Below are 24271 nucleotides of genomic sequence, written 5' to 3'. Positions count from 1 at the left end.
GAATCGTTCTCATTATCCGCTGGCAGCCTTGCTTTGGCAAGCGGTGCCGCTGCTGGCCATGCTGCTGGCCCTGCATCTGGCGCCCATGTTAAGATGCCTGTGAGAATGCTGATGCGTCATTCAGTACATAACCGGCATAAAGGCGAACAGGCATGCAGAGCGACATCGGGCACCGCAACAATATCAGGGTCGCCGAGGCCGATGTGGCCGAGGGCGCGGGAACCATCGTCTTTGCACACGGCTTCGGTTGCGACCAGAGCATGTGGCGCTACCTCGAACCGATGTTTCGCGGGCGCTACCGCACCGTGCTGTTCGACCTGGTCGGCAGCGGCGGCTCGGACCTGTCCGCCTACGATTTCGACAGTTACACCAGCCTCAACGCCCACGCGCGCGATCTGCTGCAGGTGATCAAGGCGGTGGGCGATGGTCCCGTGATCTGCATCAGCCACTCCGTCAGTGCCATGAGCACCTTGCTGGCTTCGATAGCGGAGCCGGAATTGTTTGCCGCGCAGATCATGCTGGCGCCGTCGCCGCGCTATGTCGACGATGCAGAGACCGGCTACTGCGGCGGTTTTTCGCGCGACGATATCGACGATTTACTGAGCGCCATGGACAGCAATTACCTGGGCTGGGCTGGCACCATGGCGCCGGCCATCATGGGCGCGCCCGACCAGCCGGCGCTGGCCGACGACCTGGCCTACAGCTTTTGCCGCACCGATCCGACCATCGCCCTGCATTTTGCGCGCACCACCTTTTTGTCCGACCATCGCGCCGACCTGCCGCGCAACACCACGCCGGCGCTGATCGTGCAATGCAGCGACGACTTTATCGCGCCGATGCCGGTCGGCGACTATCTGCGCAGCACCATGCCGCACAGCACCCTGGCCGTGATCGACAATATGGGTCACTGCCCGCACATGAGCGCGCCCGAGGCCTGTCATGCGCCGATCCGTGCCTTTCTCGACGGCCTGCATCTTTAGCACCGACGCTGTACCGTGACTTTCCTGCCAGATGCCGAGACCCTGTTCCAGCATGCCGCCTGCGGCCTGCTGTTGTGCGCGTCCGACGGCCTGATCCTCAAGGCGAACGCCACCTTTTGCGGCTGGCTCGGCTACGCAGAATATGAACTGGTCGGCGAGAAAAAGCTGCAGGACCTGCTCAGCATCGGCGGACGTGTGTTTCACCAGACGCACTGGCGCCCGCTGATGCAGATGCAGGGCAGCGTGTCGGAGCTGCTGCTCGACGTGCGCCAGCGCCAGGGCGACAAGCTGCCGATGTTGTTCAATGCGGTACGGCGTGAACATGCTGGCGTGCAGTACGACGAGATCGCCGTGTTCGTCGCCACCGACCGCCGCAAGTACGAGCAGCATCTGCAACTGGCGCGCAGCGACGCCAGCGCCCTCAATGCGAAGCTGGCGGCAGCCGACCGGCGCAAGGACGAATTCCTGGCCACGCTGGCGCACGAGCTGCGCAATCCGCTTGCGCCGATGCGCAATGTGCTCGAAGTGCTGAACCTGGCGCAGCTCGACGACCCGCAACTGAACTGGGCGCGCGAGGTGCTGGGCCGGCAAGTGAGCCACATGACCCACCTGGTCGACGACCTGATGGAAGTGTCGCGCATCACGCAAGGCCGGCTGCAGCTGCGGCGCCAGAGCGTGGAGCTGGCGCCGGTGCTGGAGATGGCGCTGCACAGCGTTCAGACGATCGCAAGCCAGGCCGGCCACCGGATTCACGTGCAGCAGCCGTCGGACCCGGTCTGGCTCGATGCCGACGCCACCCGCCTGTCGCAGATGGTGGCCAATCTGCTCACCAATGCCGTCAAATATACGCCACCGCAGGGCCAGATCTGGCTGACGGTGGCGCCGCTGGCGGCCGACGTGCTGATTACCGTGCGCGACTCGGGCATCGGCATCGCGCCCGAGCACCTGCTGACGGTATTCGACATGTTTTCGCAGCTGGAGCCGGCGCTGTCGCGCGCGCAAGGGGGGCTGGGCATCGGCCTGTCGCTGGTGCGCGGCCTGGCCGAGCTGCATGGCGGCAGCGTCTGCGCGCGCAGCGCCGGCGTGGGGCAGGGCAGCGAGTTCGAGTTGCGCCTGCCGCTGCCTCCTTCGGCATCAGCGCAGGCGCCGTTGGCCGCGCCGGCCGAGGGCCAGCTGCAGGCAGGTACGCGCAACGGCAAGGTGCTCGTCATCGACGACAATCTCGATGCGGCCGACACGCTGTCGATGGCGCTCGAGATCCTCGGCTATACGCTGCAGACCGCCTACGACGGCCCCTCGGGTATTGCGATGGCACAGGATTTCGCGCCGTCCGTGATCCTGCTCGATATCGGCCTGCCGGACATGAACGGCTACGAAGTGGCGCGCTATCTGCGCGGCACGGACTTTGGCGCCGCCGCGATCCTGGTGGCCGTGACCGGCTGGGGCCAGGACAAGGACCGCCAGCTGGCGACCGAAGCCGGTTTCGACCTGCACCTGACCAAGCCGGTGGATTTCCGCGAACTCGATACGGTCTTGCAGAAGATGCTGGCCGCCCGGTAAAAATCATCACCCGTTACATATGTCCATAGAGAAAAACCCGCTGCAACAACGCTTGCCCCCGCGCATCGCCACACCCTCCACCCCTGAACAATTGCTTGCCGAAAAGCAGGCGCGTGAACAGAAAGACGCCCAGGTGCGCGGTGTGACCTCGATTGACGCCATGCGCAATGCGATCAAACAGGCTTCGCGCAGCCTGCCGTTGATCACCGAAGTGCCGCGCGTGGGCCGGTCTGACGCGGCAGGCTTTCGCGCACTGGCCGCGCAGGGCCTGCCGTTCCTGATGAAGGGGCAGGCGCTGCGCTGGCCGCTGTGCAATCTGCCCCCGTCGATCCTGCGCGAACGCTACAGCCATGTGCCGGTGCGCGCCCGCGTGGGCGACTATATCAATACGGCGTTCGCGGCCGACCGCGCGATGCAGGACATGTCGATGCGGGAGTATCTGGATCTGGTCGAGCGGGGCACGCATGCCTTGCCGCCGTATCTGGGCAACCTGGAACTGCGCGAACTGAACAGCCTGTGCCACTGGCCGGCCGCCTTCGACAAGATCGGCCCGCCCCGCTACTGGCTGGGTCCGGCCGGCACGGTCACGCCGCTCCATTGCGACTACGACGACAATCTGTTCGCGCAGATCTGGGGCAGCAAGCGCATCTTCCTGGCGCCGCCTCATCACGACGAATTTCTGTATCCGCGCGAAGCGAACGCCATCCTGTTCGGCTCGCCATTTGACCCCGAGGCGCCCGACTACGAACGCTATCCGCTGGCGCGCCAGGCTGCCTTGATCGAAGTGCTGGTCGAAGCGGGCGACATGCTGTATGTGCCGGCCGGCTGGTACCACCAGGTGCGCGCGCTGACGTTCTCGCTGTCGTCGAACCGCTGGGCGCGCGCCGTGCCGCTGGCCTTGCTGGACGATGCGGCCGTGCGTGCTGGGGTAGACTGAAGGCGTTTTCATTATTTACGGAGCAATCCCCATGCGTCTGCGCCTTTCCCCTTTGCCAGGCCTGCTGCTGGCCGCCGCCTTCTCGACGGCCCACGCCGCGCCTGTGTATGGTCCCGAACTGGAAGGTTTTACGTATCCGCATCCGCTCCAGCACTACCGCTTCACGTCGCAGGGCGAGCAGCTGCAGATGGCCTATATGGATGTGGCGCCCAGGGGCAAGGCGAACGGCAGGACGGCCGTGCTGATGCATGGCAAAAATTTTTGCGGCGCCACCTGGGACAGCCAGATCACGGCCTTGACCAGCGCCGGCTACCGCGTGATCGCGCCGGACCAGATCGGCTTTTGCGCATCGAGCAAGCCTGCCCATTACCAATATACATTCCAGCAACTGGCCGACAATACGGCCGGCCTGTTGAAGCAGGCGGGCGTGACGCGCGCCGTGCTGGTGGCCCACTCGACCGGCGGCATGCTGGCCACGCGCTACGCGCTGATGTACCCGCAAGCCGTGTCGCAGCTGGTGATGGTCAACCCGATCGGGCTGGAAGACTGGAAAGCGTTGGGCGTGCCGTTCCGCACCGTGGATCAATGGAACGAGCGCGAACTGAAGATGACGGCCGACAGCGTGCGCGCGTATGAAAAATCGACCTACTACGGCGGGCGCTGGAAGCCCGAGTACGAGCGCTGGGTCGAGATGCTGGCTGGCATGAACCAGGGGCCGGGCAAGAAACTGGTGGCCTGGAACTCGGCGCTGATCTACGACATGATCTTTACCCAGCCCGTGATCTACGAGTTCCCCAAGCTGACGGTGCCGACCGTGCTGATGATCGGCGACGCCGACACCACGGCCATCGGCAGCGATATCGCGCCGCCCGAGGTCAAGGCTAAGCTGGGCAAGTATGCGGTGCTGGGCAAGCAGGCCGCGGCGTTGATCCCGGGCAGCCGCCTGATCGTGTTCCCGAGCATGGGACATGCACCGCAGATGGAGGAGCCGGCGCAATTCAACCGGCAATTGGTGGAGGCGATGGACGCGGCCGCACCGTGAACGATGCGTATGCCGGATTAGCGCGCAAGCGCTAATCCGGCATACGTCAAACCGTTGAGCCGTAATCCGACAACATGGTTGGCGTCACGCGCGGGGCGTGAAACCAATCAAGCCGCCTGCACGCCCGCCAGATTGCGGCTGCGGTTTTCCACCATTACCGAAATACCCAGCACCACGATACCGCCGCAGGCCAGCAGCGCGCCGACCCAGCCCGTCGACTGCAAACCTGCGCCCATGGCAATGGCGATGCCGCCAGCCCAGGCGCCCAGTGCGTTGGCGATATTGAAGGCCGAGTGGTTGAGGGCGGCGGCCACGGTCTGCGCGTCGCCGGCCACGTCCATCAGGCGGGTTTGCACCGCAGGCGCTACCGCGATGCCGGCGCCGATGGCAAACAGGTTGATCGCCGTCAGCCAGACATTGGTGGTGGTGTAGCTGAAGGCGATCAGGGCCGCGACGTTCCATACCAGCATGCCGAAGATGGTCCACAGGCGCGAGCGGTCAGCCAGCCAGCCGCCGATCATGTTACCGACTGTCATGCCGACGCCGATCACGGCCAGCAGGATGGAGATGACCAATGGCGACACCTTGGTGATTTCCGTCAGGGTTGGCGTAATGAACGTGTAGACGGCAAACATGCCGCCGAAGCCGACCGCCACCATCAGCAAGGTCAGCCATACTTGCAGGCGGCGGAACACGCCCAGCTCGCGGCGCGGGCTGGAATCGCCGGCGGCCACTTTCGGCACGAAAATGCGCATCATCAGCATGGTCAGCAGGCCCAGCGCGGCGACCAGCAAAAAGGCCGGGCGCCAGCCCAGGGTCTGGCCGATATAGGTTGCCAGCGGCACGCCGAAGATATTGGCCACCGTCAGGCCCATCAGCACGCGCGCGACGGCCTGGCCGCGGCGGTCCGGTTCGGCCATGGCGGCCGCTACCAGCGCGGCCACGCCGAAAAACGCGCCGTGCGGAATGCCGGCGATAAAGCGGGCGATCACCAGCAAGCCGTAGTTCGGCGCGATCGCGCTCAGCAGATTGCCGCCCGCGAACATCAGCATCAGGCAGATCAGCATCAGGCGGCGCGGCATGCGCGCCAGGAAGATCGTGATCAGCGGTGCGCCAACCACCACGCCCAGCGCATAGGCGCTGATCATGTGACTCATTTCCGGCAAGGTCGTGCCCAGGTCATTGGCCACCACGGGCAGGATGCTCATGGAGGCAAATTCGCCGGTGCCGATCGCCAGGCCGCCGATGGCCAGGGCCAGGTCGGCATAGCCAGCGCCAAAAGGCGCAGTAACGCGCGGGATAAATGAGTCTGCGGAAGAATGCATGTTCTAGGATTCGTAAGGGGTGGAGACGGGAGGAGAAGCGCGCCCAGGTTCAGGCTGTCACAAGCGTTATTGTATTGGATACCGGGCCGCTCTGCAGGCGGATGCATAAAAATGCTGCGCTGCACACAACAACAGGCCGGCTGTGTCGCCTTCGGTGGCAACGCAGCCGGCCTGCTTTCACTGCCTTACTTGGTCAGGCTCTGCTGCAGCGCAGCCAGGCCGTCCGTATAAATGCCGTGAAACAGCGCCGTGATCTCGTCCTCGCTGACGCCAACCGGGCTGAACTGGCCAGACCAGGTGACGCGGCTGCGTTCCCCGCCATCGATACCCTCGACTTGCAGGGTGGACAGGTAATCGGTGGCCGGAAACGGCGCCTGCAGGATGGAATAGCTGTAGCTGCGTCCTGCGTGGTCGTATTTTTCCAGCCGCTCGATGATCGCTTCGCCGGCTGGATTGGCCAGGTGGCGCACGCTGCCGCCTTCGCTCAGCGTGCTGGCCGGGATATACGGCAGCCAGTCGGGCAGGGAGTTGAAACCCCGGATCAGCTGCCACACCTGGTCTGGCGTGGCGTCGATATCGATATGGGTCGTGGTGCTTGCCATGATGATTGCTTAACCTGGCAGTGGCGCGTTGGCGGCCACCAGCTGTTCGGCGCGCATCTCCTGCCAGAAGGCGGCGGGAATCACGCTGTTAAGTGCGGCCATGTCTTCGGCCAGGCGTTCCGGACGGCTGGCGCCGGGAATCACGGCGGCCACGGCCGGGTTGGCCAGCGAAAATTGCAGCGCGGCGGCCTTGACGCTCACATTATGGCGCGCGGCAATTGCCTTGATGCGCTCGACCCTGGCGATGATTTCCGGTGAGGCCTGCTGGTATTCGAAGTGGCTGCCGCCGGCCAGGATGCCCGAGCTGTACGGACCGCCCACCACGATATCGACATTCTGTTTTGCCGCTTCCGGCATCAAACGCTGCAGGGCGCGCTCATGGTCGAGCAGGGTGTAGCGGCCGGCCAGCAAAAAGCCGTCCGGTTGCGCTTCGGCCAGGCCCAGGGTCAGCTCCAGCGGCTCGACCTTGTTCACGCCGATGCCCCAGGCCTTGATCACGCCTTCCTCGCGCAGACGGGTCAGGACGCGGAAGGCGCCGGTGCGGGCGATCTCGAATTGCGCCAGCCAGTTGTCGCCATGGAAATCCTGGGCGATATCATGCACCCAGACGATATCGAGATGGTCGGTGTCCAGGCGTTTCAGGCTGTCTTCGATCGAGCGCAGGGTGGCGTCGGCCGAGTAGTCGTCGACGATCCTGTTCGGGCGGCCGAACTCGAACAGGCCGCCTTTTTCGCCCAGTTCGCGGCTGGCCGGATCTTCCACCTCGTCCAGAATCAGTCGGCCGACCTTGGTGCTCAGCACATAGTCTTCACGGCGCTGTTTTTTCAGTGCGGCGCCCAGGCGCAGTTCGGCCAGGCCGGCGCCGTAGAACGGGGCGGTATCGAAGTAGCGGATGCCGCTGTCCCACGCCGCGTCGACGGTGGCCAGCGCTTCCTCTTCAGGAATGTTGCGAAACATATTGCCCAACGGCGCCGTGCCGAAACCCAGTTTGCCCTTCAGTAAGTGTTTGATACTCATGGTGTTTTCCTTTGTGTGGTTCAATGAAGTGATTCAGTAAGGACAGAATAGCTGGACAAGTTAAGCCTGTCCAAGACATAATTTGCGCAACTTAAGTCTTGGAAGGTCTGACATGCTCGATATGCGTCAATTGCAATACTTCGTCGCCGTGGCCGAGGAAGAACACGTGGGGCGCGCCGCCGAGCGCCTGCATATCTCGCAATCGCCGCTGAGCCGGCAGATCGCCCAGCTGGAAGAAAAGCTGGGACTGACCTTGTTCGAGCGCAATGCCCAGCGCATTCGCCTGACGCGCGACGGCCGCACCTTCCTGGCCGAAGCCAAGGCGTTTCTGACGCATGGCAACCGGCTCGAAGCGCTGGCCAGGCGGCTGGGGCGCGGCGATGAAGGCGGGCTGTGCATCGGCTATATCGAAAACGCCATGCATTCGGGCGTGCTGCCGGACGGCTTGCGGGCCTTGCGCAGCACGCGGCCATCCGTCCATGTCGCTCTTTATAATATGCATTCGGCCGAGCAGGTGGAAGGCCTGCGCCAGCGCAGCCTTGATATCGCGCTGCTGTGCGAGCCGCCGCTGCCGAACGATCCCGATCTCGATTGCGCGCAGGTGCTGAGCGATCCGATGCTGCTGGCCATGCCCGAAAGCCATCCGCTGGCCGGCAAGGCCGAGCTGACGCCGGAAGACCTGGCCGGCCAGGAATGGATCGCCGTGCTGCACAAGGAAAGCGTGCTCAAGCATGATAATTTCGTGGCCGCCTGCGCCCGCGCCGGCTTTACGCCCGATATCCGCATGGAAGCGACCGAGCCGCTGACGGCGCTGGGGCTGGTCGCGGCCGGCCTGGGCATGGCCATGATCCAGCACAGCCTGCGCCAGCATGCGCCGTCCGGCGTGGTGCTGCGATCGCTGCCGTGGTTCGATTACCGCACGCCGCTGTGGGCGGCCTGGCACAAGGTGAATTTGCGGCCGCTGGTGGGGATTTTTCGTGAAACCTTGCTGGAGCGCAGGTCGGAGTAGCGGGGCCGCCAGGGCGCTTGCGCGTCATTCGACAACCCCACCGTCCGACGCTACCGAGGACGCCAACAATGTTGGCGTTGAATCAGCATCAAATCGTCGTGCGATGCCGCAAGTACATCGGCATCCACCACCACATCGCCATAATCAGCGTGGCAATAATGGCGCAGGCGACGATGCCGGCCACGTGGCCGAACACTTCCGAAATCACCAGGTTGGTGCCCAGCGTAAACGCGAACGCCAGCGACAGCGCGCCGGCCATCATGATGCGGTCGGCCACGCGCTTGAAGCGTTCGCGGTCGTTCAGCGGGCGCATGATGCGGTGCTGGATGGCGGGCGCGCTGAGCAGCACCAGGCTGGTCATCGACAGGAAGAAAGTGGCGAGAAAAACGATTTTTTCCGCCTGCACGATCTTCGCAAAGCCGCCGTTGAAGGGCAGGATGATCAGGAATGCCGTCAGCATCTGCGCGCCGGGCAGCAGGATGCGCAGCTCGCTCAGCAGGTCGGACAGGTCGCCGCTGTCGTTCGCGTCCTGCTGTTCCTTCTGGTCCCGCTCCGGATTGATATCATTGACCATCTTGCCACCATCCCGCCACACTGTGAAAACGCCAGTGTGACAGAGATGGCCGGTCCTGACTGTGGTCGCGCGCACGCTCGGCGCAGTTTCAGAACCATTGCTGCCAGCGCTGCGGCGTAGCCAGCGCATGCTGGCGCAGGCGCTGCAGCGGCGTCGACACCATTTCCTGCGCGCTGTGGGTGGCGTCATGGCCGCAGTTGCCGCAATAATGGCGCCGGTGCGGCGCCAGCGCAAAATCGCCCAGGTCCAGGTGCGGGTGGCCGCAACGGGCGCAGTCGCTGCAGCCCAGCGGGGCCTGTTGTTGCACCGCCTGCAGATACGCCGCGGCGGCCGGCGGCGTGAGATTGATCTGCACAATCGAGGGATGAAACAGGCCGGGCAGGGCGCGGCAGTCGATCGCCAGCGCCAGCGCCGTGCGCACCATCAGCGTGCCGCCGTCGTCCGATCTGGCTTGCAGGTGCAGCAGGCCGTCGTTGCCCAGCGCCAGGCTGATGGCGTGATGGCGCGCCGGATCGAACACTTCCGGATACAGCACATAGCCCATGGCGCTGTCATGCAGCTTGCAGCGCGCCGTACCGGTGGCCTCCAGCGCCGCCAGGTCGGCATTGACGCCCCAGTAGCACTGATGGCTGCGGCACCACTGGCGCGGCGCGCCGTTGCGGAACTTGCCGGCGTCCTGCAGATCGCATTCGATCAGGGCGTCGAGACCCGCGCCGGCCTTGAAGTGGCCGGTGATGCTGGAGTTTGCCACGGCGATATGGCCAACGGTCGCTTCCAGCGGCCAGCAGATGCCGGGCAGGGTCAGGGCGGGCATGGCCATCAGCGGCCTTCCTTGGGGGGAAACCAGCCGTCCCAGGTTTCCTTGATGCTGGCGCGCACCATGGCGATCGAGTCGGCATCGCCCTTGAACAGGGCCGAGAAGAAGGCGCCGGCCTGCTTGACGGTAATATCGGGCGGCAGCGGCGGCACGCTCGGGTCGGTCACCACTTCCAGCACGCAGGGCCGCTCGGACGCCAGCGCCTGCTCCCAGCCGCGCGCCACGTCTTCCGGCCGTTCCACATGGATGCCTTTCAGGCCGATCAACTCGGCATACGCGGCGTACGAAAAATCGGGCAGCGCCTGCGAATCGGCGTAGCGCGGATCGCCGCTCATGGCGCGCTGCTCCCACGTCACCTGGTTCAGGTCATTGTTTTTGAGCACCATGATGACCAGGCCGGCAGGCATGCCTTCCCGCGTCCACTGGCGCCAGTATTTCGAAATGGTAATGAGCTCGTTGATGCCGTTCATCTGCATGGCGCCGTCGCCCACCAGCGCGATCACGGTGCGCTCAGGAAAGGCAAACTTGGCGGCGATCGCATACGGCACGCCCGGCCCCATGCTGGCCAGGCCGCCGGACAGGCTGGCCTTCATGCCACGCCGCAATTTGATATCGCGCGCATACCAGTTGGCGGCCGAGCCCGAGTCGCAGGTCAGGATGGCGTTGTCTGGCAGGCGTGGCGACAGTTCCCAGAATACGTGCTGCGGGTTGACGGGATCGGCGTCGTTCATGGCGCGCGCCTCCATCACGCGCCACCAGCGGGCCACGTTTTCTTCGATCTCCGCCTGCCAGCTGCGATCCACTTTCCGTTCCAGCAACGGTATCAGGGCGCGCAGCGTGGCACGCGCGTCGCCGACCAGGCTGCATTCCATCGGGTAGCGCAGGCTGGTCATCTTTGCGTCGATATCGATCTGCACGCCGCGCGCCTGGCCTTCCTCCGGCAAAAATTCGGAATACGGAAAGCCCGAGCCGACCATCAGCAGGGTGTCGCAGCCGTTCATCATGTCGTGGCTGGGCTTGGTTCCCAGGAGTCCGATGGAACCCGTCACAAACGGCAGCTCGTCCGGCACCGCCGCCTTGCCCAGCAGCGCTTTCGCCACGCCGGCGCCAAGCAGGTCCGCGATCTCGATCAGTTCCTCGGTCGCCTGCAGCGCGCCGGCGCCGGCCAGGATCGCCACCTTCTTGCCCTGGTTCAGGATATCGGCCGCCATCCGCAAGGTCGCCGCATCGGGCACCATGCTGTGCCCCAGCGCGCCCATGCCCGAATGCACGGTGCCGTGTTCGCGCGGCGGCACGGGCACGGCCGGCAAGTCCTGCAAGTCGTTGGGAAAGATGATGCAGGTAACGCAGCGCTGCTCGCGCGCAATGCGCATGGCGCGGTCGATCAGGTGGCGCACCTGGGCCGGATCGGTGGCCATGTGCACATATTCGTGGGCCACGTCCTTGAACAGCGAGGCCAGGTCGACTTCCTGCTGGTAGTCGCCGCCGAGCGCCGCGCGGCGCTGCTGGCCGACGATGGCCACCACCGGCTGATGGTCGAGCTTGGCGTCATACAGGCCGTTGAGCAAATGGATGGCGCCCGGCCCCGAGGTGGCCAGGCAGACGCCCACTTCGCCGGTGAACTTGGCGTGGCCGGTGGCCATGAAGGCCGACATTTCCTCGTGCCGCGACTGGATGAAGGCGATCTTGTCCTGGCGGCCGAACGCGCCGACGATGCCGTTGATGCCATCGCCGGGATAGCCAAACACGCGTTCCACGCCCCATTCGTGCAGGCGCTGCAAGAGAAAATCGGCAACGGTAGCGGCCATGTCGTATCCTTCGCGGGTGTTGTAGTAAAGGCCAGCATAATATTTTTTCAATCTTGCCGTCGCACGCCGCCACTACATGCTGTGCGGCAATCGAATCGCCCATGGGGCCACCGCGCCCGGACACAGTACAATCGTGATAGGCAGGGGCGTTCCCTGCACGGACATGGACAGGAGAAAATCATGGGTTTGTTTGATCAACTGGCAGGACAGGCCATCGATGCCCTGGGTAACAAGGGCGGCGTGCATGCGGAAGGCCAATCGGGACTGTTATCGAGCATCATGGAACTGATCAACCAGCATGGCGGCCTGGCCGGCCTGCTGCAGCAGTTCCAGCAAAGCGGCCTGGGCGACCAGGTGGCCAGCTGGATCGGCACGGGCGCCAATGCGCCGGTGTCCGGCGAGCAGGTCAAGGGTGCGCTCGGCGCCGACGCCATCAGCCAGATCGCCGCGAAACTGGGCCTGGCGCCGGAAGCGGCCTCGGGTGGCCTGGCGGCGCTGCTGCCGCAACTGATCGATCACCTGACGCCGAATGGCCAGGTGCCGGAGGGCAATGACCTGATGGCGCAGGGCTTGAATTTGCTGAAGGGTAAATTCTTCGGTTAAGGCGTTTCAGGCGGCCGCCATCATGCCGAAACGCTGAGGCGGGACATTCAGCCGCGCCGTGCTGCCTTCCACCATGCAGGACAGATAGCGCTTGCGTTCCACTTCGCCGCCGCGCCGCTGCATCAGGCGCGACAGCATGGCGACCGCGTCGGTTGCCATTTTTTGCACGGGCTGGCGCAGGGTGGTGATGTCATAGCTGAGCCATCCCGAGGCGTCGAGCGCGTCGAAGCCCGCCACCGACATCGTATCGGGCACGCGGATGCCCAGCTGGTGGCGCGCCGTGTCCAGGCAGCCGATGGCCATGATGTCGTTGCCGCAGATCACGGCGTCCGGTATGCGTCCCAGGCGGTCGATAATCTTGTGCAGGCCGGCGCCGCCGCTGTCGTAATCGTAATTGCCGCTGACCACCACCGGTGCCGGCAAACCCAGCTCCAGCAGCCGGTCCAGCATGCCGGACTTGCGTTCCTGCGCCGTGGTCGAGTCGCCGGGGCCGTCGATCATGGCGAACTGGCGGTGGCCCGACTCGGCCAGCCGCGACACCAGCAGGCGCGCGGCCTCGGCCTGGTCGCACAGCACCGAATGGACGGCATGGCCGCGCGGGCAACGGTTGTACAGCACCAGCGGCACGTCGCGGCGGGCAAATTCGGCGATCTGCTGGTCCGACAGCCAGGCCGCGACGATGGCGCCGTCGACCTGGTATTGCCACACGTCGCACAGTACCTTGCCGATATCGGCCTCGCGTTCCAGCGTGAACAGCAGCAGGCGCTTGCCCTGGCGCGCGATCTGCTCGCTCAGGTCCGAGAGTACCTGCGGGTAATACAGATTGGCCATGCTGGAGACGATCACGGCCACCAGGTTGGAGCGCCGCGTCGACAGGCTGCGCGCGGCCGCGTTCGGAATGTAATCGAGCGCGGCAGCGGCCCGCATGACCTTGGCGAGCGTGGCCGGCGAGACGCTGGCGCCCGGCTTGAAGCTGCGCGATACGGCCGATTGCGACACGCCGGCCAGCAGCGCCACGTCATAGGAGGTGACGCGGCGGCCATCGCCATTCATGGGGCGCTCGGCAATACCGTTGCCAGCGCCGTGCTCTACAGTCGTCTTTTTTCGCATGGGAATCTTGCCAGCCACTCAAAGTAGTCCTGCGGGCCCGGCCGCGCAGGTGCAGGGCGGCCGGATCGGACAATGAGCATAGCGCAAAAGATTGCTATGTGGCAAGACCGTTTCTTATCTGGCTTGCAAATTTATTTAGTTGGCAAACATCATGATTTGCTACCACGTGTTTTTGCCGGCTATTGCGCCGACTCGCACGGCCCGACGCCATACGGGCTGGTCTGCCCTGGCGGCGGCACGCGGCGTTCGCTGTAGTCGCGCGCCAGGGTCGGCAACGGCATTTCCGTGGTGGCGGTCGCTTCCGTGCCGGCCACGGTGCCGCGCACGCTCAGGGCCAGTTGCACCCACGAGCCGTAGTTGCGCGGATAGCTGACGGTAATCGTCGCCAGGCCCAGCGCGTCGGTCTGGCCGCTGGCGCTGACCGTCAGGGGAATGCCCGGATCGAGCACGCCATTGCCATTGAGGTCATAGGCGGCATCAAAAATGCCGTTGCGCAGCACGTCTTCGTTGGCGCAGCTGTAGCGCGGCAATGCCAGGCGCCAGGTGCCCGTGTCGGGAAAGTCCTGCTTGTCCGCTTCCCACACATAATAGCCCTTGCCGTAGCGGCTGGGCCAGCCTGCGGCCGTGATGGCCACGCCTTGCACGGCATTGCCGGCGCTGTCGGAAACGAACACGGCGATCTCCTTCTGCAGCACGCTGGCGGAATGTTCGCGCACGGTATTGCCGCCGCCAAACTTGATCGACAGCGCTTTTTTGGCCACCGTCAGCAGTACCTGCGCCGTGGCGGCTGCCTGCGTGGCGCCCTGGATGCTGGCCTGGATCTGCACGCCGTCGCGGCCGCTGTCGGCCGGGCCCGCCACATAGATGGTGCGCGCCAGGCCGTCCGAGCCGCTGGGCACCGGCGCCGTCTGCCGCAGGTAGCCGCCGCTGGGGTCGCTCAGGATGGTAAACACCACGGGCGCATGCTTGACCAGGTTATTGGTGGTGCCGTCGCGCACCACGGCGCTGATGGTGCTGCTGCCGGCAGCGTCGACCGTGCTGCCGGCGTTGGCGCCCAGCACGGCAGGATCGGCCTGGACCGTGATCTTGCTGGCGCTACCGAGCAGTGCAACGAATTCCAGCCGCGTCTGCGCCGTCGGACCGCCGGCCACGCTGGCCGTGATGGTCGCCACGCCCGTATTGGCCGACTGCACATAGCTGCGCGGCAAATCGCCATTGCTGAACGCCAGAGTGGAAGGCAGGGCGATGGTGCAGGCGCTGTCGGCAAACAGGCTGCCACGCGACGTCGCCAGGCTGGCGCTGCCAGATTGCGCCACGCCACCGGCTTCGTAGCGCACCTCGATCGCCTGGCAGGCCATGGCCGGCACCTCCTGCAACAGTTCGGCGCCGCTGGCGTCCCGGCCAATTGCCGGACTGATGCGCAGCTCGCTGCCGGCTACCGCATACGCGTGCGAGACGGACGCGCCCAGCGCGCTGGCCGAGACGGCATTGTTGCCCAGCGCGCCAGCATTCAGGCGCAGCACCAGCTTGCCTTGCGCATTGCTGACGGCGGGCGCGCCATCCTTGACCGCCAGGCCGTTGCCCGTGTAGCTGATGGCCGCGCCGGCCACCGGCTGGCGCGCCGAGTCGCGCACCGTGACGGTAAGATCCGCCTGCTGGCCCAGGGTCAGCAGCGACGGGCCGGCCAGTTCCACCGTGCTGCCGGTCACCGCCACCGTGCCGCTGCCGCTCCGGGCGCCCACCGTGGCCGTGACCCTGATGCTGCGGTTCTGATTGACGCCGCCCGTACCCAGCACCGCGCGCGCCTGGCCGTTCCTGTCGGTCACCGCCTCGACGCTGCCGAGGATGCCGGAGTCGGCCGCAAAGGCGATGGTGGCGCCCGGCAGCGCCAGGTTGGCGGCGTCCTTGACCAGCGCCGTGACGGCCACTTCGCTGCCGGGCAGGCCGGCGGACGCCAGTTCGGTACTGGAAAACACCAGCCGCACGGAGCTGGCCAGGCTGGCCGGATCGGCTGGCGCGACCGGCGTGACGGGCGTCGTGACCGGCGGCAGGGTGCCACCGCAGCCGGCGGTGCCGCCCAGCGAGCAGCCGCTGGCGGACTGGGCGTCCGAGCCGCCTCCGCCACAGCCGGCCATGCCCAGGGCGAGCACGGCGGGCAGCAGCATGGGCAGGGCGCGTTGAATCAGGCGGATCGGCATCACGGCAGTCTCCAGAAAATTGCTTGCAGTCAATTTCTCCAGATTAGCTTTTACGTGCCGGCCCCCTCTTGATGCAGAGCAAAGCCGGCCTGCTTCGCGGCTCTGCGCGGATTTTTCTGGTGCAATAGCCGGGCTTCTGGTAGCATAACGCCCCTTTATTCAGGGAAGGGTCGACATGGCCAATGCTTGCGGCGTCGATTTCGGCACGTCAAATTCCACGGTAGGTTGGGCGCGTCCAGGGCAGAGCACCATGCTCGGCCTGGAAGACGGCAAGCCGACCCTGCCGTCAGTGGTGTTCTTCAATGCGGAAGATGAAGAGGTCAGCTTCGGCCGCGCGGCGCTGGCCGGCTACCTGGCCGGCTACGAAGGCCGCCTGATGCGCTCGCTGAAAAGCCTGCTCGGTACCAGCCTGATCGACGGCCAGACGGAAGTGGGCGGCCGCGCCTTGCCGTTCCGCCTGCTGCTGTCGCAATTTATCGGAGAAGTGAAAAAACGCGCCGAGCAGTCGGCCGGCCGCGAATTTACGTCGGCCGTGTTTGGCCGTCCCGTCTTCTTTATCGATGACAACGCCCAGGCCGACCAGCTGGCGCAGGATACCCTGGCCGAGGTGGCGCGCTCGGTCGGCTTCAAGGACGTGGCGTTCCAGTTCGAACCGATCGCCGCCGCCTTCGACTACGAGTCGCAGATCGACCGCGAAGAACTGGTGCTGATCGCCGACATCGGCGGCGGCACTTCGGACTTTTCGCTGGTGCGCCTGTCGCCGGAACGCGCGAAAAAGGCCGAGCGCCGCGACGATATCCTGGCCACCGGCGGCGTGCATATCGGCGGCACCGACTTCGATAAATACCTGAGCCTGTCGTCCGTCATGCCGCTGCTCGGCTATGGCAGCCGACTGCACAACAACAGCGAAGTGCCATCGAGCTACTATTTCAACCTGGCCACCTGGCATACCATTAACCTGGCCTATACCAAGAAGATCTGGGTACAGCTGGCCGATGTCTGCCGCGATGCGCGCGAGCAGGACAAGATGGGACGCCTGCAAAAGCTGATCGACGAGCGCGCCGGCCACTGGCTGGCGATGAAGGTCGAGGAGGGCAAGATCGCCCTGTCCGACGCCGCCGAAGTGCAGCTCGAACTTGATCGCCTGTCGCCCGCGCAAAGCCTGCTGCTCAAGCGCGCGCAGTTCGACGACGCCATCGGCCACCTGTGCGGCACCGTGGAAGAGACCGTTCTGCGTCTGCTGCGCGACGCGGGCGTGGCGCCGGAAGCGGTCGATACCGTGTTCTTTACGGGTGGTTCCAGCGGCGTGCGTCTGCTGCGCGAAAAGATCGCGGCCCTGGTGCCGTCGGCGCGCAAGGTCGAAGGCGATCTGTTCGGCAGCATAGGCGCGGGCCTGGCGCTGGACGCCGTCAGGAAGTTCGGTTAAGTTCTTCCATTGCTGTCACTGAGAAAGCTGGCCCCATGTACGTGTTTGAGCAACCGATCGTCATGATCGACTTTGAAACGACCGGTTTGTCGCCCGACATGGGCGACCGCATCACGGAAGTGGCGGCGCTGCGCATCGAAGGCGGCCAGATCACCGACCGATTCGTATCGCTGATCAACTGCAATGCGCGCATTCCCTCGTTTATCACGGGCCTGACCGGGATTACCCAGGCGATGGTGGACAAGGCGCCGCCGGTGGCCGAGGTGGTGCCGCAGCTGCTCGACTTTATCGGCAGCGACGCCTTGTCGGCGCATAACGCCAGCTTCGATGAAAAGTTCCTGCGTGCCGAAAGCGCCCGGCTGGACCTGGCGCCGGCGCACCGTTCGCTGGTGTGTTCCCTGAAACTGTCGCGCCGCGTGTTTCCCGGGCTGTCCAGCTACAAGCTGGGGATGCTGTCCAGCCAGCTTGGCATCGCCTTCAAGAGTGCCGCCCACCGGGCCGAGTCCGATGCAGAAGTGGCGGCCCAGGTGCTGATCCATATCGGCCGCCATCTGCGCAGCAATTACGGCCTCGACGGCGTCGACGCCGACCTGCTGGTGTCGCTCAACAAGCTGGCCGCCGCCAAGGTGCCGCAGTTCCTGCAGAAGCATCCGCGCAAGCGCTGAGCGCCACCTTTTCCCTTCCAAGCGAGCTCATCAAAACGATGCAATTTTGTTATTCCGTTTGAGTTCGCTCAAGCCTGCCTGCTTCCCCGAATTTACAATTCAAGCAACAAGCGACTTCACTGCCGGGCTGCCGTTGCGTGCCCGGCCGGCCAGCGCACTGTGCGACAGGAATCGGGGGCACACATGGACAAGCACCATACTGCCAGGGATAGCCACCAGGCCTATATCTGGTTCCGCACGGCAGCCGAGCAAGGCAATGCCTACGCGCAATTCAACCTGGGGCTGATGTACAAAAAAGGCGAAGGCGTGCTGCAGGACGACGCGCGCGCCTTTATCTGGCTGCGCCTGGCCGCGCTGCAGGGACTGGCGTTCGCGCAGAATCACCTGGGCGCCCTGTACTACCATGGCCGCGGCGTGGCGCAGAGCGACGAGGAAGCCGTGCTGTGGTTTCGCCGCGCGGCGGCGCAGGGCGATGCGTCGGCCCAGCAGAACCTGGGCCAGATGTACCGCAAGGGACGCGGCGTGCTGCAGAGCGACGAAATGGCGCTGGCCTGGTTCTACCGCGCGTCCGAGCAGGGCGTGGCCAGCGCGCAGTCGCTGCTGGGCGAAGCCTATGCCCGGGGACTGGGGGCAAAAAAAAATGATGCGCTGGCGCTGGCCTGGTTCCGCAAGGCCGCGCTGCAGGGCGACGCCCAGGCCCAGCTGAACCTGGGCCTGGCCTACCAGCGGGGCCAGGGTGTGATGCAAAGCGACAACCAGGCGGTGGCGTGGTTCCGCCAGGCGGCCGCACAGGGGCTGGCCGTGGCGCAGCGCCAGCTGGGCGTGGCCTATGCGCAGGGCGTGGGCGTGGGCGCCGACCAGCTGCGTGCCTATGCCTGGCTGCTGCGCGCGGCCGAGCAGGATGACGCCGATGCCCAGTTCAACCTGGGCCTGATGCTGGCGCGCGGCCAGGGCGTGGACCAGGACGAAACGCGGGCCGTGGCCTGGTACCGGCGCGCGGCCCGGCAAGGCCACTGTTCCGCCCAATACAATCTGGGCGGCATGCTGGCCAACGGACGCGGCGTGGCGCGCGATGCGCGCGAGGCAGTGGAGTGGTATGGCAAGGCGGCCGGGCAGGGCGCGCCGAATGCCCAGTTCAACCTGGGCGTGATGTATGCCAACGGCCAGGGCGTGCCGCGCGATCCGGCACGCGCCGTGCGCTGGTACCGCACTGCCGCAGAACAGGGCGACGCCAGCGCCCAGAACAACCTGGGCGTGATGTATGCCAGCGGCCACGGCGTACCGCAGGATGACGACCTGGCCGTGTACTGGTATGCGCGCGCGGCCGAGCAGGGCCATGCGCTGGCCCAGTACAACCTGGGCGGCATGTACAACAGCGGGCGCGGCGTGCCGAAAGACCCGGTGCGCTCGTTCATGTGGGTGGCGCTGGCGGCCGAAGGCGGCGACGCCACGGCCGGCGGCGCGGTGGCCGGCTATGCCAGCAAGCTGTCGCATGAGGACATGGGCAAGGCGAGGGCATTGACACAGCAATGGAAACAGGCGCGTGCCGCCGCGCGCGATTGAGCAGCCCCGTGGCGGCGCCGCATGGCATACTGATGCCGCGCCATGACGGTTCATGGCGCGTGCTGACAGGAAATGGCATGACACTACCCACCGGCGAGCATGTCCCTCGCACCTTCACCTTTGTTACCGATACCGCCACCATGTGCGTGTTCGATGTCGCCTGCCTGCGCCACCGGCTCGACGACACGGCCGACTGGTGGAGCATTCCCGCCGACGAACTGGCGGAAGTCAACGCCGGCCATGCCGGGTTTTTCAACCTGGGCAGCGACGGCGCCTATGCGGTCGAGCTGTGCGACGACTTGCCAGATCCGCAGGCAAGCGTCCATCTGCGGGTGCCATCGGGGCGTGTCTTTCTCGGCGCCGCCGAAGAGGTGACGGCCGACGGGCTGGAGCCGGAAGCGGCGTTTGGCGGCGCTTTCCTGCAGCTGGCACCCGGCAACTACCGCGTGCTGGCGCGCCGCGACGATGCGCGCATTGCGCTTGCCGTGCTGCCCGGCGGCGAGGGCGCCAATGCGTTTGCCGAACTGGTGCGGATTTAAAGGACGTCCGGGCGCGGCGCCGGCGCCTGCCGGCGGTCGAGAAACAGGCTGTTGCCGTGGATTTTCTTGGCCTGCTTTTTCGCTTCCGCCGCCTGGGTGGCGATCTGGTGGTGCGTGTAGTACTGGTGCGCCTCGACCTTGATTACGCCCAGCGACAGGCTGATCAGCGAATAAAACACTTTTTTGCCCTGCCGGTCTTCGCTGATATAGCCGCCCCGTTCGCAGTCGCCGATGCTGTAAAACGCCAGGATGGCGGCGGCGAAATCGTTCAGCATGGCCTGGCAGCGCGTTTCCCAGTCTTCGCTCTGGAAAAGGATCATGAAATCGTCGCCGCCGATATGGCCGATGAAGTCGCGATTCGGGTCGCAATGGCTGCTGAGGATTTCGCCCGTCAGCTGGATCACGTCGTCGCCCTTGCGGTAGCCGTACACATCGTTGAACGGCTTGAAGTGGTCAAGGTCGCAGTAGCAGACCCAGAAGCGGCTGCCGCTGTGCAGCAGGCGGTCGATATGCTCGTTGATCGGCACATTGCCCGGCAGTTGTGTCAGCGGATTGGCATAGCGCGCCGCATTGATCTGCATCTGCGTGATTTCGCGCATCAGGTCGTGGCCGGTGCCCATGCCCAGGTAGCGGCCGTGTTCGGTGATGATGAAGCCGTTGTACAGGTGGTGCGCGTCCGATTGCACCATGGTGTAGCTCAGCTCCTGCAAGCTCGTTTCATGGTCGGCGATCAGCGGCCTGGCATCCATGAACACGCTGCACGATTTCTTGCCGTACAGCTCGCGCTGGTAGGGGCGGGCAAAGTGGTCGATCATGTCGAAGCGGCTGATCAGTCCCAGCGGCACGCCATCGTCGACCACCGGCAGTATCATCAGCTTGGGCTCGCGCATGAAGATTTCGTAGACCTCGTTGTTGTTCTTCTCGGTGGAAATTGACGCCACCCGGTGCAACAGTTTGCGGATGCTGGCGCCGTTCTTTTCCAGGCTGCTGCGCTGCGGATACACGGCCACGCCGTTGCGGCCCAGCGCCTGCACCACCTCGGCCGGCAGCGCGCGCGCCGGCATGGCGTTCGGGCGGCCCAGGTGATAGCCCTGGCCGAACGCCACGCCCAGGTCGCGCAGCACCAGCAATTCCGTCTGCGCCTCGATGCCTTCGGCAATCACCAGGGTGCCCGACTTTTCCGCGATCTCCTGGATCGAGCGCACGAACTGCAGCTTGACCGGGTCGTTGTTGATGCCCTGGATAAAGTGCATGTCGATCTTCACGTACTCGGGCCGCAGTTCCGACCACAGCCGCAGGCTGGAAAAGCCTTCGCCCAGGTCGTCGATGGCGATCTGGAAGCCCATGTTGCGGTAATGCAGCACCGCTTCGCGCATCAGCTCGTAATCATAGGTAGGCTGGTTTTCCGTCAGCTCGATAATGATCTGTTCCGGGTTCAGGCCGATCTGCGTGATGTAGCCCAGGGTTTCGCCATGGCGCGCATTGCGCAGCAGCAGGCATTCGGGGCTGACGTTGAGGAACAGCTTGCCCGGCAGCTTGAGTTCGGCAAAGCGTTCCAGCACTACCTGGCGGCACAGATGCTCCACTTCCAGCGTCTGGCCGCAGGCGCGCGCCACCTTGAACAGATTCATCGGTGCATGCAGCGGGCTGTCGGACGGGCCCCGTATCAGGCCTTCATAGCCGATGATGTCGCCGCTGGCCATCTGGATGATGGGCTGGAACAGCGCGCTCAATTTGCGTCCGGCGAGAATGTCGTGCAGTACGTCAAAGGATTCGACTGGCATGGGCAGCGTGGTGGGCGGGACGGGCTTCAGATAAGCCACGTTCGCGGGGGGCGCTGGGTCCGGGCGGGACATGGCGGAAGAGAGGGCGAATGTGTGCATGGCGGAAGGGGGCGCTTGGTTGGCATGGCACCGGAGCAGCCATGATGGTGTTGCCCATAATAAATATGTTTTATGACCGCTTGATGAAATGCCCAAATAAAAGATGGAGAAAGGCCGGCATAACTGTGTTTTAAAAGCTGGGATACACGCTATGATTTACGTTGGCGAAAGTCAACATGGGCAGCCGCGCAGCCGTCTGGCGGGCTTGCTTTCCTCGATACCAACAATGAGACATCACCCATGCAATTACGTAGTGCAACCCTCGTATTCAGTCTGCTGGCCGCCTTCGGTGGCAATGCCCTGGCACAAACCTGCCCTGCGGGCGACAGCCCGGCCGTAACGTATCCCGTTACCAAGAAAGTCGACCAGCAGGACAGCTATTTCGGCACCACGATCGCCGACCCGTACCGCTGGCTGGAAGACGCCAACAGCGCCGAGACGCATGACTGGGTGGTGGAACAGAACAAGCTGACTCAGTCCTACCTGGGCACCATCCCCGAGCGCGAGGCGATCAAGCAGCGCCTGACCAAGCTGTGGAACTACGAGCGTTTCAGCACGCCAACCAAGGAAGGCGGCCGCTACTTCTACACGCGCAACGACGGCTTGCAGAACCAGGCCGTGCTGTACACGGTAAAAAAACTGACGGACCAGCCGCGCCTGCTGCTCGATCCGAACACCCTGTCGGCAGACGGCACGGTGGCGCTGGCCGGCACCTCGATCAGCCCGAACGGCAAATTCCTCGCCTATGCGACGGCCGCTTCCGGTTCCGACTGGAACGAGTGGAAGGTACGCGATATCGACACGGGCAAGGACCTGACGGACGAGATCAAATGGGCCAAGTTCTCGGGCGCTTCCTGGACGAAAGACAATCGCGGTTTCTTCTACAGCCGCTATGACGCGCCGAAGGAAGCGACCAAGCTGGCCGACATCAATTACTTCCAGAAACTGTACTTCCACAAGCTGGGCACGCCGCAAAGCGCGGACGTGCTGGTGTTCGACCGTCCCGACCAGAAGGAATGGGCGTTTGGCGGCAGCAAGGTCAGCGATGACGGCAATTACCTGATCATCACGGCCACGCAAGGCACCGAACGCAAGAACCGCATTTTCTACAAGGATCTGCGCCAGAAGAATGCCAAGGTGGTGGGCCTGCTGGAAGAATTCGACGCCTCGTATTCGTTTATCGACAATGTCGGCCCGGTGTTCTACTTTGCGACCGACAACAAGGCGCCGAAATCGCGCGTGATCGCCATCGATATCCGCAAGCCTGCAGTGGCTGACTGGAAAGAAATCGTGCCGCAAAGCGAGCAAACGCTGGTGTCGGCCAATATCCTGAACAACCAGCTGGTGCTCGACTACCTGAAGGATGCACAGACGCAGATCACCATCACCGACCTGAACGGCAAGCTGGTGCGCACGGTGGAACTGCCGGGCATCGGCTCGGCCGGCGGCTTCAGCGGCAAGCGCCAGGACACGGAAACGTTTTATTCGTACACCAGCTTCACCACGCCGGCCACCATCTACCGCTACGACCTGAAGACGGGAAAAAGCAGCGTGTACCGCCAGCCGAAGGTCGATTTCGATCCGAACGCGTTTGACGTGCGCCAGCAGTTCTTTACCAGCCGCGACGGCACCAAGGTGCCGATGTTTATCGTCTCGAAAAAAGGCATGAAGCTCGACGGCTCGAATCCGACCTATCTGTACGGCTACGGCGGCTTCAATATCTCGCTCACGCCCGCGTTCTCGGTGGCCAACCTGGCCTGGGTGGAAATGGGCGGCGTCTACGTGATGGCCAACCTGCGCGGCGGCGGCGAGTACGGCGAAGCCTGGCACCAGGCCGGTACCAAGCTGAACAAGCAAAACGTGTTCGACGACTTTATCGGCGCGGCCGAATGGCTGGTGGCCAACAAGGTCACCTCGCCGTCGAAACTGGCGATCGGCGGCGGCAGCAATGGCGGCCTGCTGGTGGGCGCGGCCATGACGCAGCGCCCGGACCTGTTCGCCGCCGCGATCCCGCAGGTGGGCGTGCTCGACATGCTGCGCTTCCACAAATTCACCGTGGGCTGGGGCTGGGTGCCGGACTATGGCTCGTCCGACGACGCCGAGCAGTTCAAGGCGCTGGTCAAGTACTCGCCGCTGCACAACCTGAAGCAGGGCGGCTGCTATCCGGCCACCATGATCACCACCGCCGACCATGACGACCGCGTGGTGCCTGCCCACAGCTTCAAGTTCGCCGCCGCCGCCCAGGCCGCGCAAGGCGGCGCCGCGCCGGTGCTGATCCGCATCGACAGCAAGGCCGGCCACGGCGCCGGCAAGCCGACCGCCAAGCAGATCGAGGAAGTGTCCGACCGCTGGGGCTTTCTGAGCCGCGCGTTGAAGATGACGCCGACCGAAGTGGGGGAACCCGCAAAAGTGGCTGCACAATAACGATATTATTGGCGTTGATTGGCGCCGCTGGTGGTGTCGGATTACGCGCAAGCGCTAATCCGACCTACGGTCACTTGCGCTGCGCATAGGATGGTAGGTCGGATTAGGCCGCAGGCCGTAATCCGACGACATTGTTGGCGTTGATTGGCGCCGCTGGTGGTGTCGGATTACGCGCAAGCGCTAATCCGA

At 64.6% G+C, this 24271-nt stretch carries 20 protein-coding genes; 11 read left to right on the top strand and 9 right to left on the bottom strand.

Features of this window, described 5'->3' with window-relative positions; all coding sequences use genetic code 11:
• Window positions 1–152 precede the first annotated feature (152 nt).
• The 4 genes from RTQ46_RS23730 to RTQ46_RS23715 are packed head-to-tail and all read left to right on the top strand — an operon-like array spanning window position 153 to window position 4519.
• On the top strand, window positions 153–980 hold the full coding sequence (locus RTQ46_RS23730; RefSeq protein WP_312440056.1) for an alpha/beta hydrolase: 828 nt from the start codon (window positions 153–155) through the stop codon (window positions 978–980).
• Window positions 981–995: 15 nt separating this feature from the next.
• Window positions 996–2540: an ATP-binding protein gene (locus RTQ46_RS23725; RefSeq protein ID WP_312440055.1), complete on the top strand. Its 1545-nt coding sequence runs from the start codon at window positions 996–998 to the stop codon at window positions 2538–2540.
• A gap of 19 nt (window positions 2541–2559) precedes the next feature.
• Complete coding sequence (locus RTQ46_RS23720) at window positions 2560–3477, top strand: cupin-like domain-containing protein (protein ID WP_312440054.1); 918 nt, start codon at window positions 2560–2562, stop codon at window positions 3475–3477.
• A 31-nt stretch (window positions 3478–3508) separates the two neighbouring features.
• A complete protein-coding gene (locus RTQ46_RS23715) occupies window positions 3509–4519 on the top strand; it encodes an alpha/beta hydrolase (RefSeq protein WP_312440053.1) in 1011 nt (336 codons plus the stop codon).
• 107 nt (window positions 4520–4626) lie between these two features.
• Here RTQ46_RS23715 and RTQ46_RS23710 read toward each other — a convergent pair whose 3' ends face one another.
• The 3 genes from RTQ46_RS23710 to RTQ46_RS23700 all read right to left on the bottom strand — a co-directional run bounded on the left by RTQ46_RS23710 (window position 4627) and on the right by RTQ46_RS23700 (window position 7463).
• Window positions 4627–5844, bottom strand: coding sequence for an MFS transporter (locus tag RTQ46_RS23710; protein ID WP_312440052.1), 1218 nt, complete (start codon window positions 5842–5844; stop codon window positions 4627–4629).
• Window positions 5845–6029: 185 nt separating this feature from the next.
• Window positions 6030–6446 (bottom strand): SRPBCC family protein, encoded by a 417-nt coding sequence (locus tag RTQ46_RS23705; protein ID WP_312440051.1) that lies wholly within the window; start codon window positions 6444–6446, stop codon window positions 6030–6032.
• A 9-nt stretch (window positions 6447–6455) separates the two neighbouring features.
• A complete protein-coding gene (locus RTQ46_RS23700) occupies window positions 6456–7463 on the bottom strand; it encodes an aldo/keto reductase (protein ID WP_312440050.1) in 1008 nt (335 codons plus the stop codon).
• A gap of 112 nt (window positions 7464–7575) precedes the next feature.
• On the opposite strand from RTQ46_RS23700, the gene RTQ46_RS23695 reads away from it, so the two are divergent.
• Window positions 7576–8472, top strand: a complete 897-nt coding sequence (locus RTQ46_RS23695; RefSeq protein WP_312440049.1) for a LysR substrate-binding domain-containing protein — start codon at window positions 7576–7578, stop codon at window positions 8470–8472.
• 88 nt (window positions 8473–8560) lie between these two features.
• Here the strand turns inward: RTQ46_RS23695 and RTQ46_RS23690 are convergent, their stop codons facing one another.
• From RTQ46_RS23690 to RTQ46_RS23680, 3 genes are all read right to left on the bottom strand, one after another.
• Window positions 8561–9046: a DUF6328 family protein gene (locus RTQ46_RS23690; protein ID WP_312440048.1), complete on the bottom strand. Its 486-nt coding sequence runs from the start codon at window positions 9044–9046 to the stop codon at window positions 8561–8563.
• An 88-nt stretch (window positions 9047–9134) separates the two neighbouring features.
• The gene (locus RTQ46_RS23685; RefSeq protein WP_312440047.1) at window positions 9135–9866 is read right to left on the bottom strand and encodes a hypothetical protein; all 732 of its coding nucleotides are present in this window, start codon (window positions 9864–9866) and stop codon (window positions 9135–9137) included.
• Window positions 9866–11671, bottom strand: a complete 1806-nt coding sequence (locus tag RTQ46_RS23680) for a thiamine pyrophosphate-requiring protein (RefSeq protein ID WP_312440046.1) — start codon at window positions 11669–11671, stop codon at window positions 9866–9868. Before RTQ46_RS23680 ends, RTQ46_RS23685 begins: the two co-directional genes overlap by 1 nt.
• A 180-nt stretch (window positions 11672–11851) precedes the next feature.
• On the opposite strand from RTQ46_RS23680, the gene RTQ46_RS23675 reads away from it, so the two are divergent.
• Complete coding sequence (locus RTQ46_RS23675) at window positions 11852–12274, top strand: YidB family protein (RefSeq protein ID WP_312440045.1); 423 nt, start codon at window positions 11852–11854, stop codon at window positions 12272–12274.
• Window positions 12275–12280: 6 nt separating this feature from the next.
• Here RTQ46_RS23675 and RTQ46_RS23670 read toward each other — a convergent pair whose 3' ends face one another.
• Together RTQ46_RS23670 and RTQ46_RS23665 are read right to left on the bottom strand one after the other, a co-directional pair.
• Window positions 12281–13384 carry a LacI family DNA-binding transcriptional regulator gene (locus RTQ46_RS23670; protein WP_312440044.1) on the bottom strand — a complete coding sequence of 368 codons (1104 nt, stop codon included), beginning with the start codon at window positions 13382–13384 and terminating at the stop codon, window positions 12281–12283.
• Between the two features lie 179 nt (window positions 13385–13563).
• Entirely contained in the window at window positions 13564–15585 is a 2022-nt protein-coding gene (locus tag RTQ46_RS23665; protein WP_409518370.1) for an Ig-like domain-containing protein, read from the bottom strand.
• 172 nt (window positions 15586–15757) lie between these two features.
• On the opposite strand from RTQ46_RS23665, the gene RTQ46_RS23660 reads away from it, so the two are divergent.
• The 4 genes from RTQ46_RS23660 to RTQ46_RS23645 all read left to right on the top strand — a co-directional run bounded on the left by RTQ46_RS23660 (window position 15758) and on the right by RTQ46_RS23645 (window position 19775).
• A complete protein-coding gene (locus RTQ46_RS23660; RefSeq protein WP_312440043.1) occupies window positions 15758–17008 on the top strand; it encodes an Hsp70 family protein in 1251 nt (416 codons plus the stop codon).
• A gap of 35 nt (window positions 17009–17043) precedes the next feature.
• Complete coding sequence (locus RTQ46_RS23655) at window positions 17044–17673, top strand: 3'-5' exonuclease (protein ID WP_312440042.1); 630 nt, start codon at window positions 17044–17046, stop codon at window positions 17671–17673.
• 183 nt (window positions 17674–17856) lie between these two features.
• Entirely contained in the window at window positions 17857–19236 is a 1380-nt protein-coding gene (locus tag RTQ46_RS23650; protein WP_312440041.1) for an SEL1-like repeat protein, read from the top strand.
• Window positions 19237–19313: 77 nt separating this feature from the next.
• Complete coding sequence (locus RTQ46_RS23645) at window positions 19314–19775, top strand: DUF6386 family protein (RefSeq protein ID WP_312440040.1); 462 nt, start codon at window positions 19314–19316, stop codon at window positions 19773–19775.
• Here RTQ46_RS23645 and RTQ46_RS23640 read toward each other — a convergent pair.
• Window positions 19772–21559: a GGDEF domain-containing protein gene (locus RTQ46_RS23640; RefSeq protein WP_312440039.1), complete on the bottom strand. Its 1788-nt coding sequence runs from the start codon at window positions 21557–21559 to the stop codon at window positions 19772–19774. The two genes, RTQ46_RS23645 and RTQ46_RS23640, sit on opposite strands and share 4 nt — an antisense overlap.
• Window positions 21560–21898: 339 nt before the next feature.
• Between RTQ46_RS23640 and RTQ46_RS23635 the strand changes: the two genes are divergently transcribed.
• The gene (locus tag RTQ46_RS23635; RefSeq protein ID WP_312440038.1) at window positions 21899–24082 is read left to right on the top strand and encodes a prolyl oligopeptidase family serine peptidase; all 2184 of its coding nucleotides are present in this window, start codon (window positions 21899–21901) and stop codon (window positions 24080–24082) included.
• The last annotated feature ends 189 nt before the right edge of the window (window positions 24083–24271 follow it).

The organism is Janthinobacterium sp. (assembly GCF_031995485.1).
GTDB lineage: Bacteria > Pseudomonadota > Gammaproteobacteria > Burkholderiales > Burkholderiaceae_D > Janthinobacterium.
The sequence above is the reverse complement of the archived record's forward strand: the minus strand, read 5'-3'. Positions and strand labels throughout refer to the sequence as shown.

What these genes read in the sequence shown, in the direction of transcription:
- RTQ46_RS23730 (WP_312440056.1), top strand. Translation starts at nt 153, where the DNA reads ATGCAGAGCGACATCGGGCACCGCAACAATATCAGGGTCGCCGAGGCC.
- RTQ46_RS23720 (WP_312440054.1), top strand. Translation starts at nt 2,560, where the DNA reads ATGTCCATAGAGAAAAACCCGCTGCAACAACGCTTGCCCCCGCGCATC.
- RTQ46_RS23715 (WP_312440053.1), top strand. Translation starts at nt 3,509, where the DNA reads ATGCGTCTGCGCCTTTCCCCTTTGCCAGGCCTGCTGCTGGCCGCCGCC.
- RTQ46_RS23710 (WP_312440052.1), bottom strand. Translation starts at nt 5,844, where the DNA reads ATGCATTCTTCCGCAGACTCATTTATCCCGCGCGTTACTGCGCCTTTT.
- RTQ46_RS23705 (WP_312440051.1), bottom strand. Translation starts at nt 6,446, where the DNA reads ATGGCAAGCACCACGACCCATATCGATATCGACGCCACGCCAGACCAG.
- RTQ46_RS23700 (WP_312440050.1), bottom strand. Translation starts at nt 7,463, where the DNA reads ATGAGTATCAAACACTTACTGAAGGGCAAACTGGGTTTCGGCACGGCG.
- RTQ46_RS23695 (WP_312440049.1), top strand. Translation starts at nt 7,576, where the DNA reads ATGCTCGATATGCGTCAATTGCAATACTTCGTCGCCGTGGCCGAGGAA.
- RTQ46_RS23690 (WP_312440048.1), bottom strand. Translation starts at nt 9,046, where the DNA reads ATGGTCAATGATATCAATCCGGAGCGGGACCAGAAGGAACAGCAGGAC.
- RTQ46_RS23685 (WP_312440047.1), bottom strand. Translation starts at nt 9,866, where the DNA reads ATGGCCATGCCCGCCCTGACCCTGCCCGGCATCTGCTGGCCGCTGGAA.
- RTQ46_RS23680 (WP_312440046.1), bottom strand. Translation starts at nt 11,671, where the DNA reads ATGGCCGCTACCGTTGCCGATTTTCTCTTGCAGCGCCTGCACGAATGG.
- RTQ46_RS23675 (WP_312440045.1), top strand. Translation starts at nt 11,852, where the DNA reads ATGGGTTTGTTTGATCAACTGGCAGGACAGGCCATCGATGCCCTGGGT.
- RTQ46_RS23670 (WP_312440044.1), bottom strand. Translation starts at nt 13,384, where the DNA reads ATGCGAAAAAAGACGACTGTAGAGCACGGCGCTGGCAACGGTATTGCC.
- RTQ46_RS23660 (WP_312440043.1), top strand. Translation starts at nt 15,758, where the DNA reads ATGGCCAATGCTTGCGGCGTCGATTTCGGCACGTCAAATTCCACGGTA.
- RTQ46_RS23655 (WP_312440042.1), top strand. Translation starts at nt 17,044, where the DNA reads ATGTACGTGTTTGAGCAACCGATCGTCATGATCGACTTTGAAACGACC.
- RTQ46_RS23650 (WP_312440041.1), top strand. Translation starts at nt 17,857, where the DNA reads ATGGACAAGCACCATACTGCCAGGGATAGCCACCAGGCCTATATCTGG.
- RTQ46_RS23645 (WP_312440040.1), top strand. Translation starts at nt 19,314, where the DNA reads ATGACACTACCCACCGGCGAGCATGTCCCTCGCACCTTCACCTTTGTT.
- RTQ46_RS23640 (WP_312440039.1), bottom strand. Translation starts at nt 21,559, where the DNA reads ATGCCAGTCGAATCCTTTGACGTACTGCACGACATTCTCGCCGGACGC.
- RTQ46_RS23635 (WP_312440038.1), top strand. Translation starts at nt 21,899, where the DNA reads ATGCAATTACGTAGTGCAACCCTCGTATTCAGTCTGCTGGCCGCCTTC.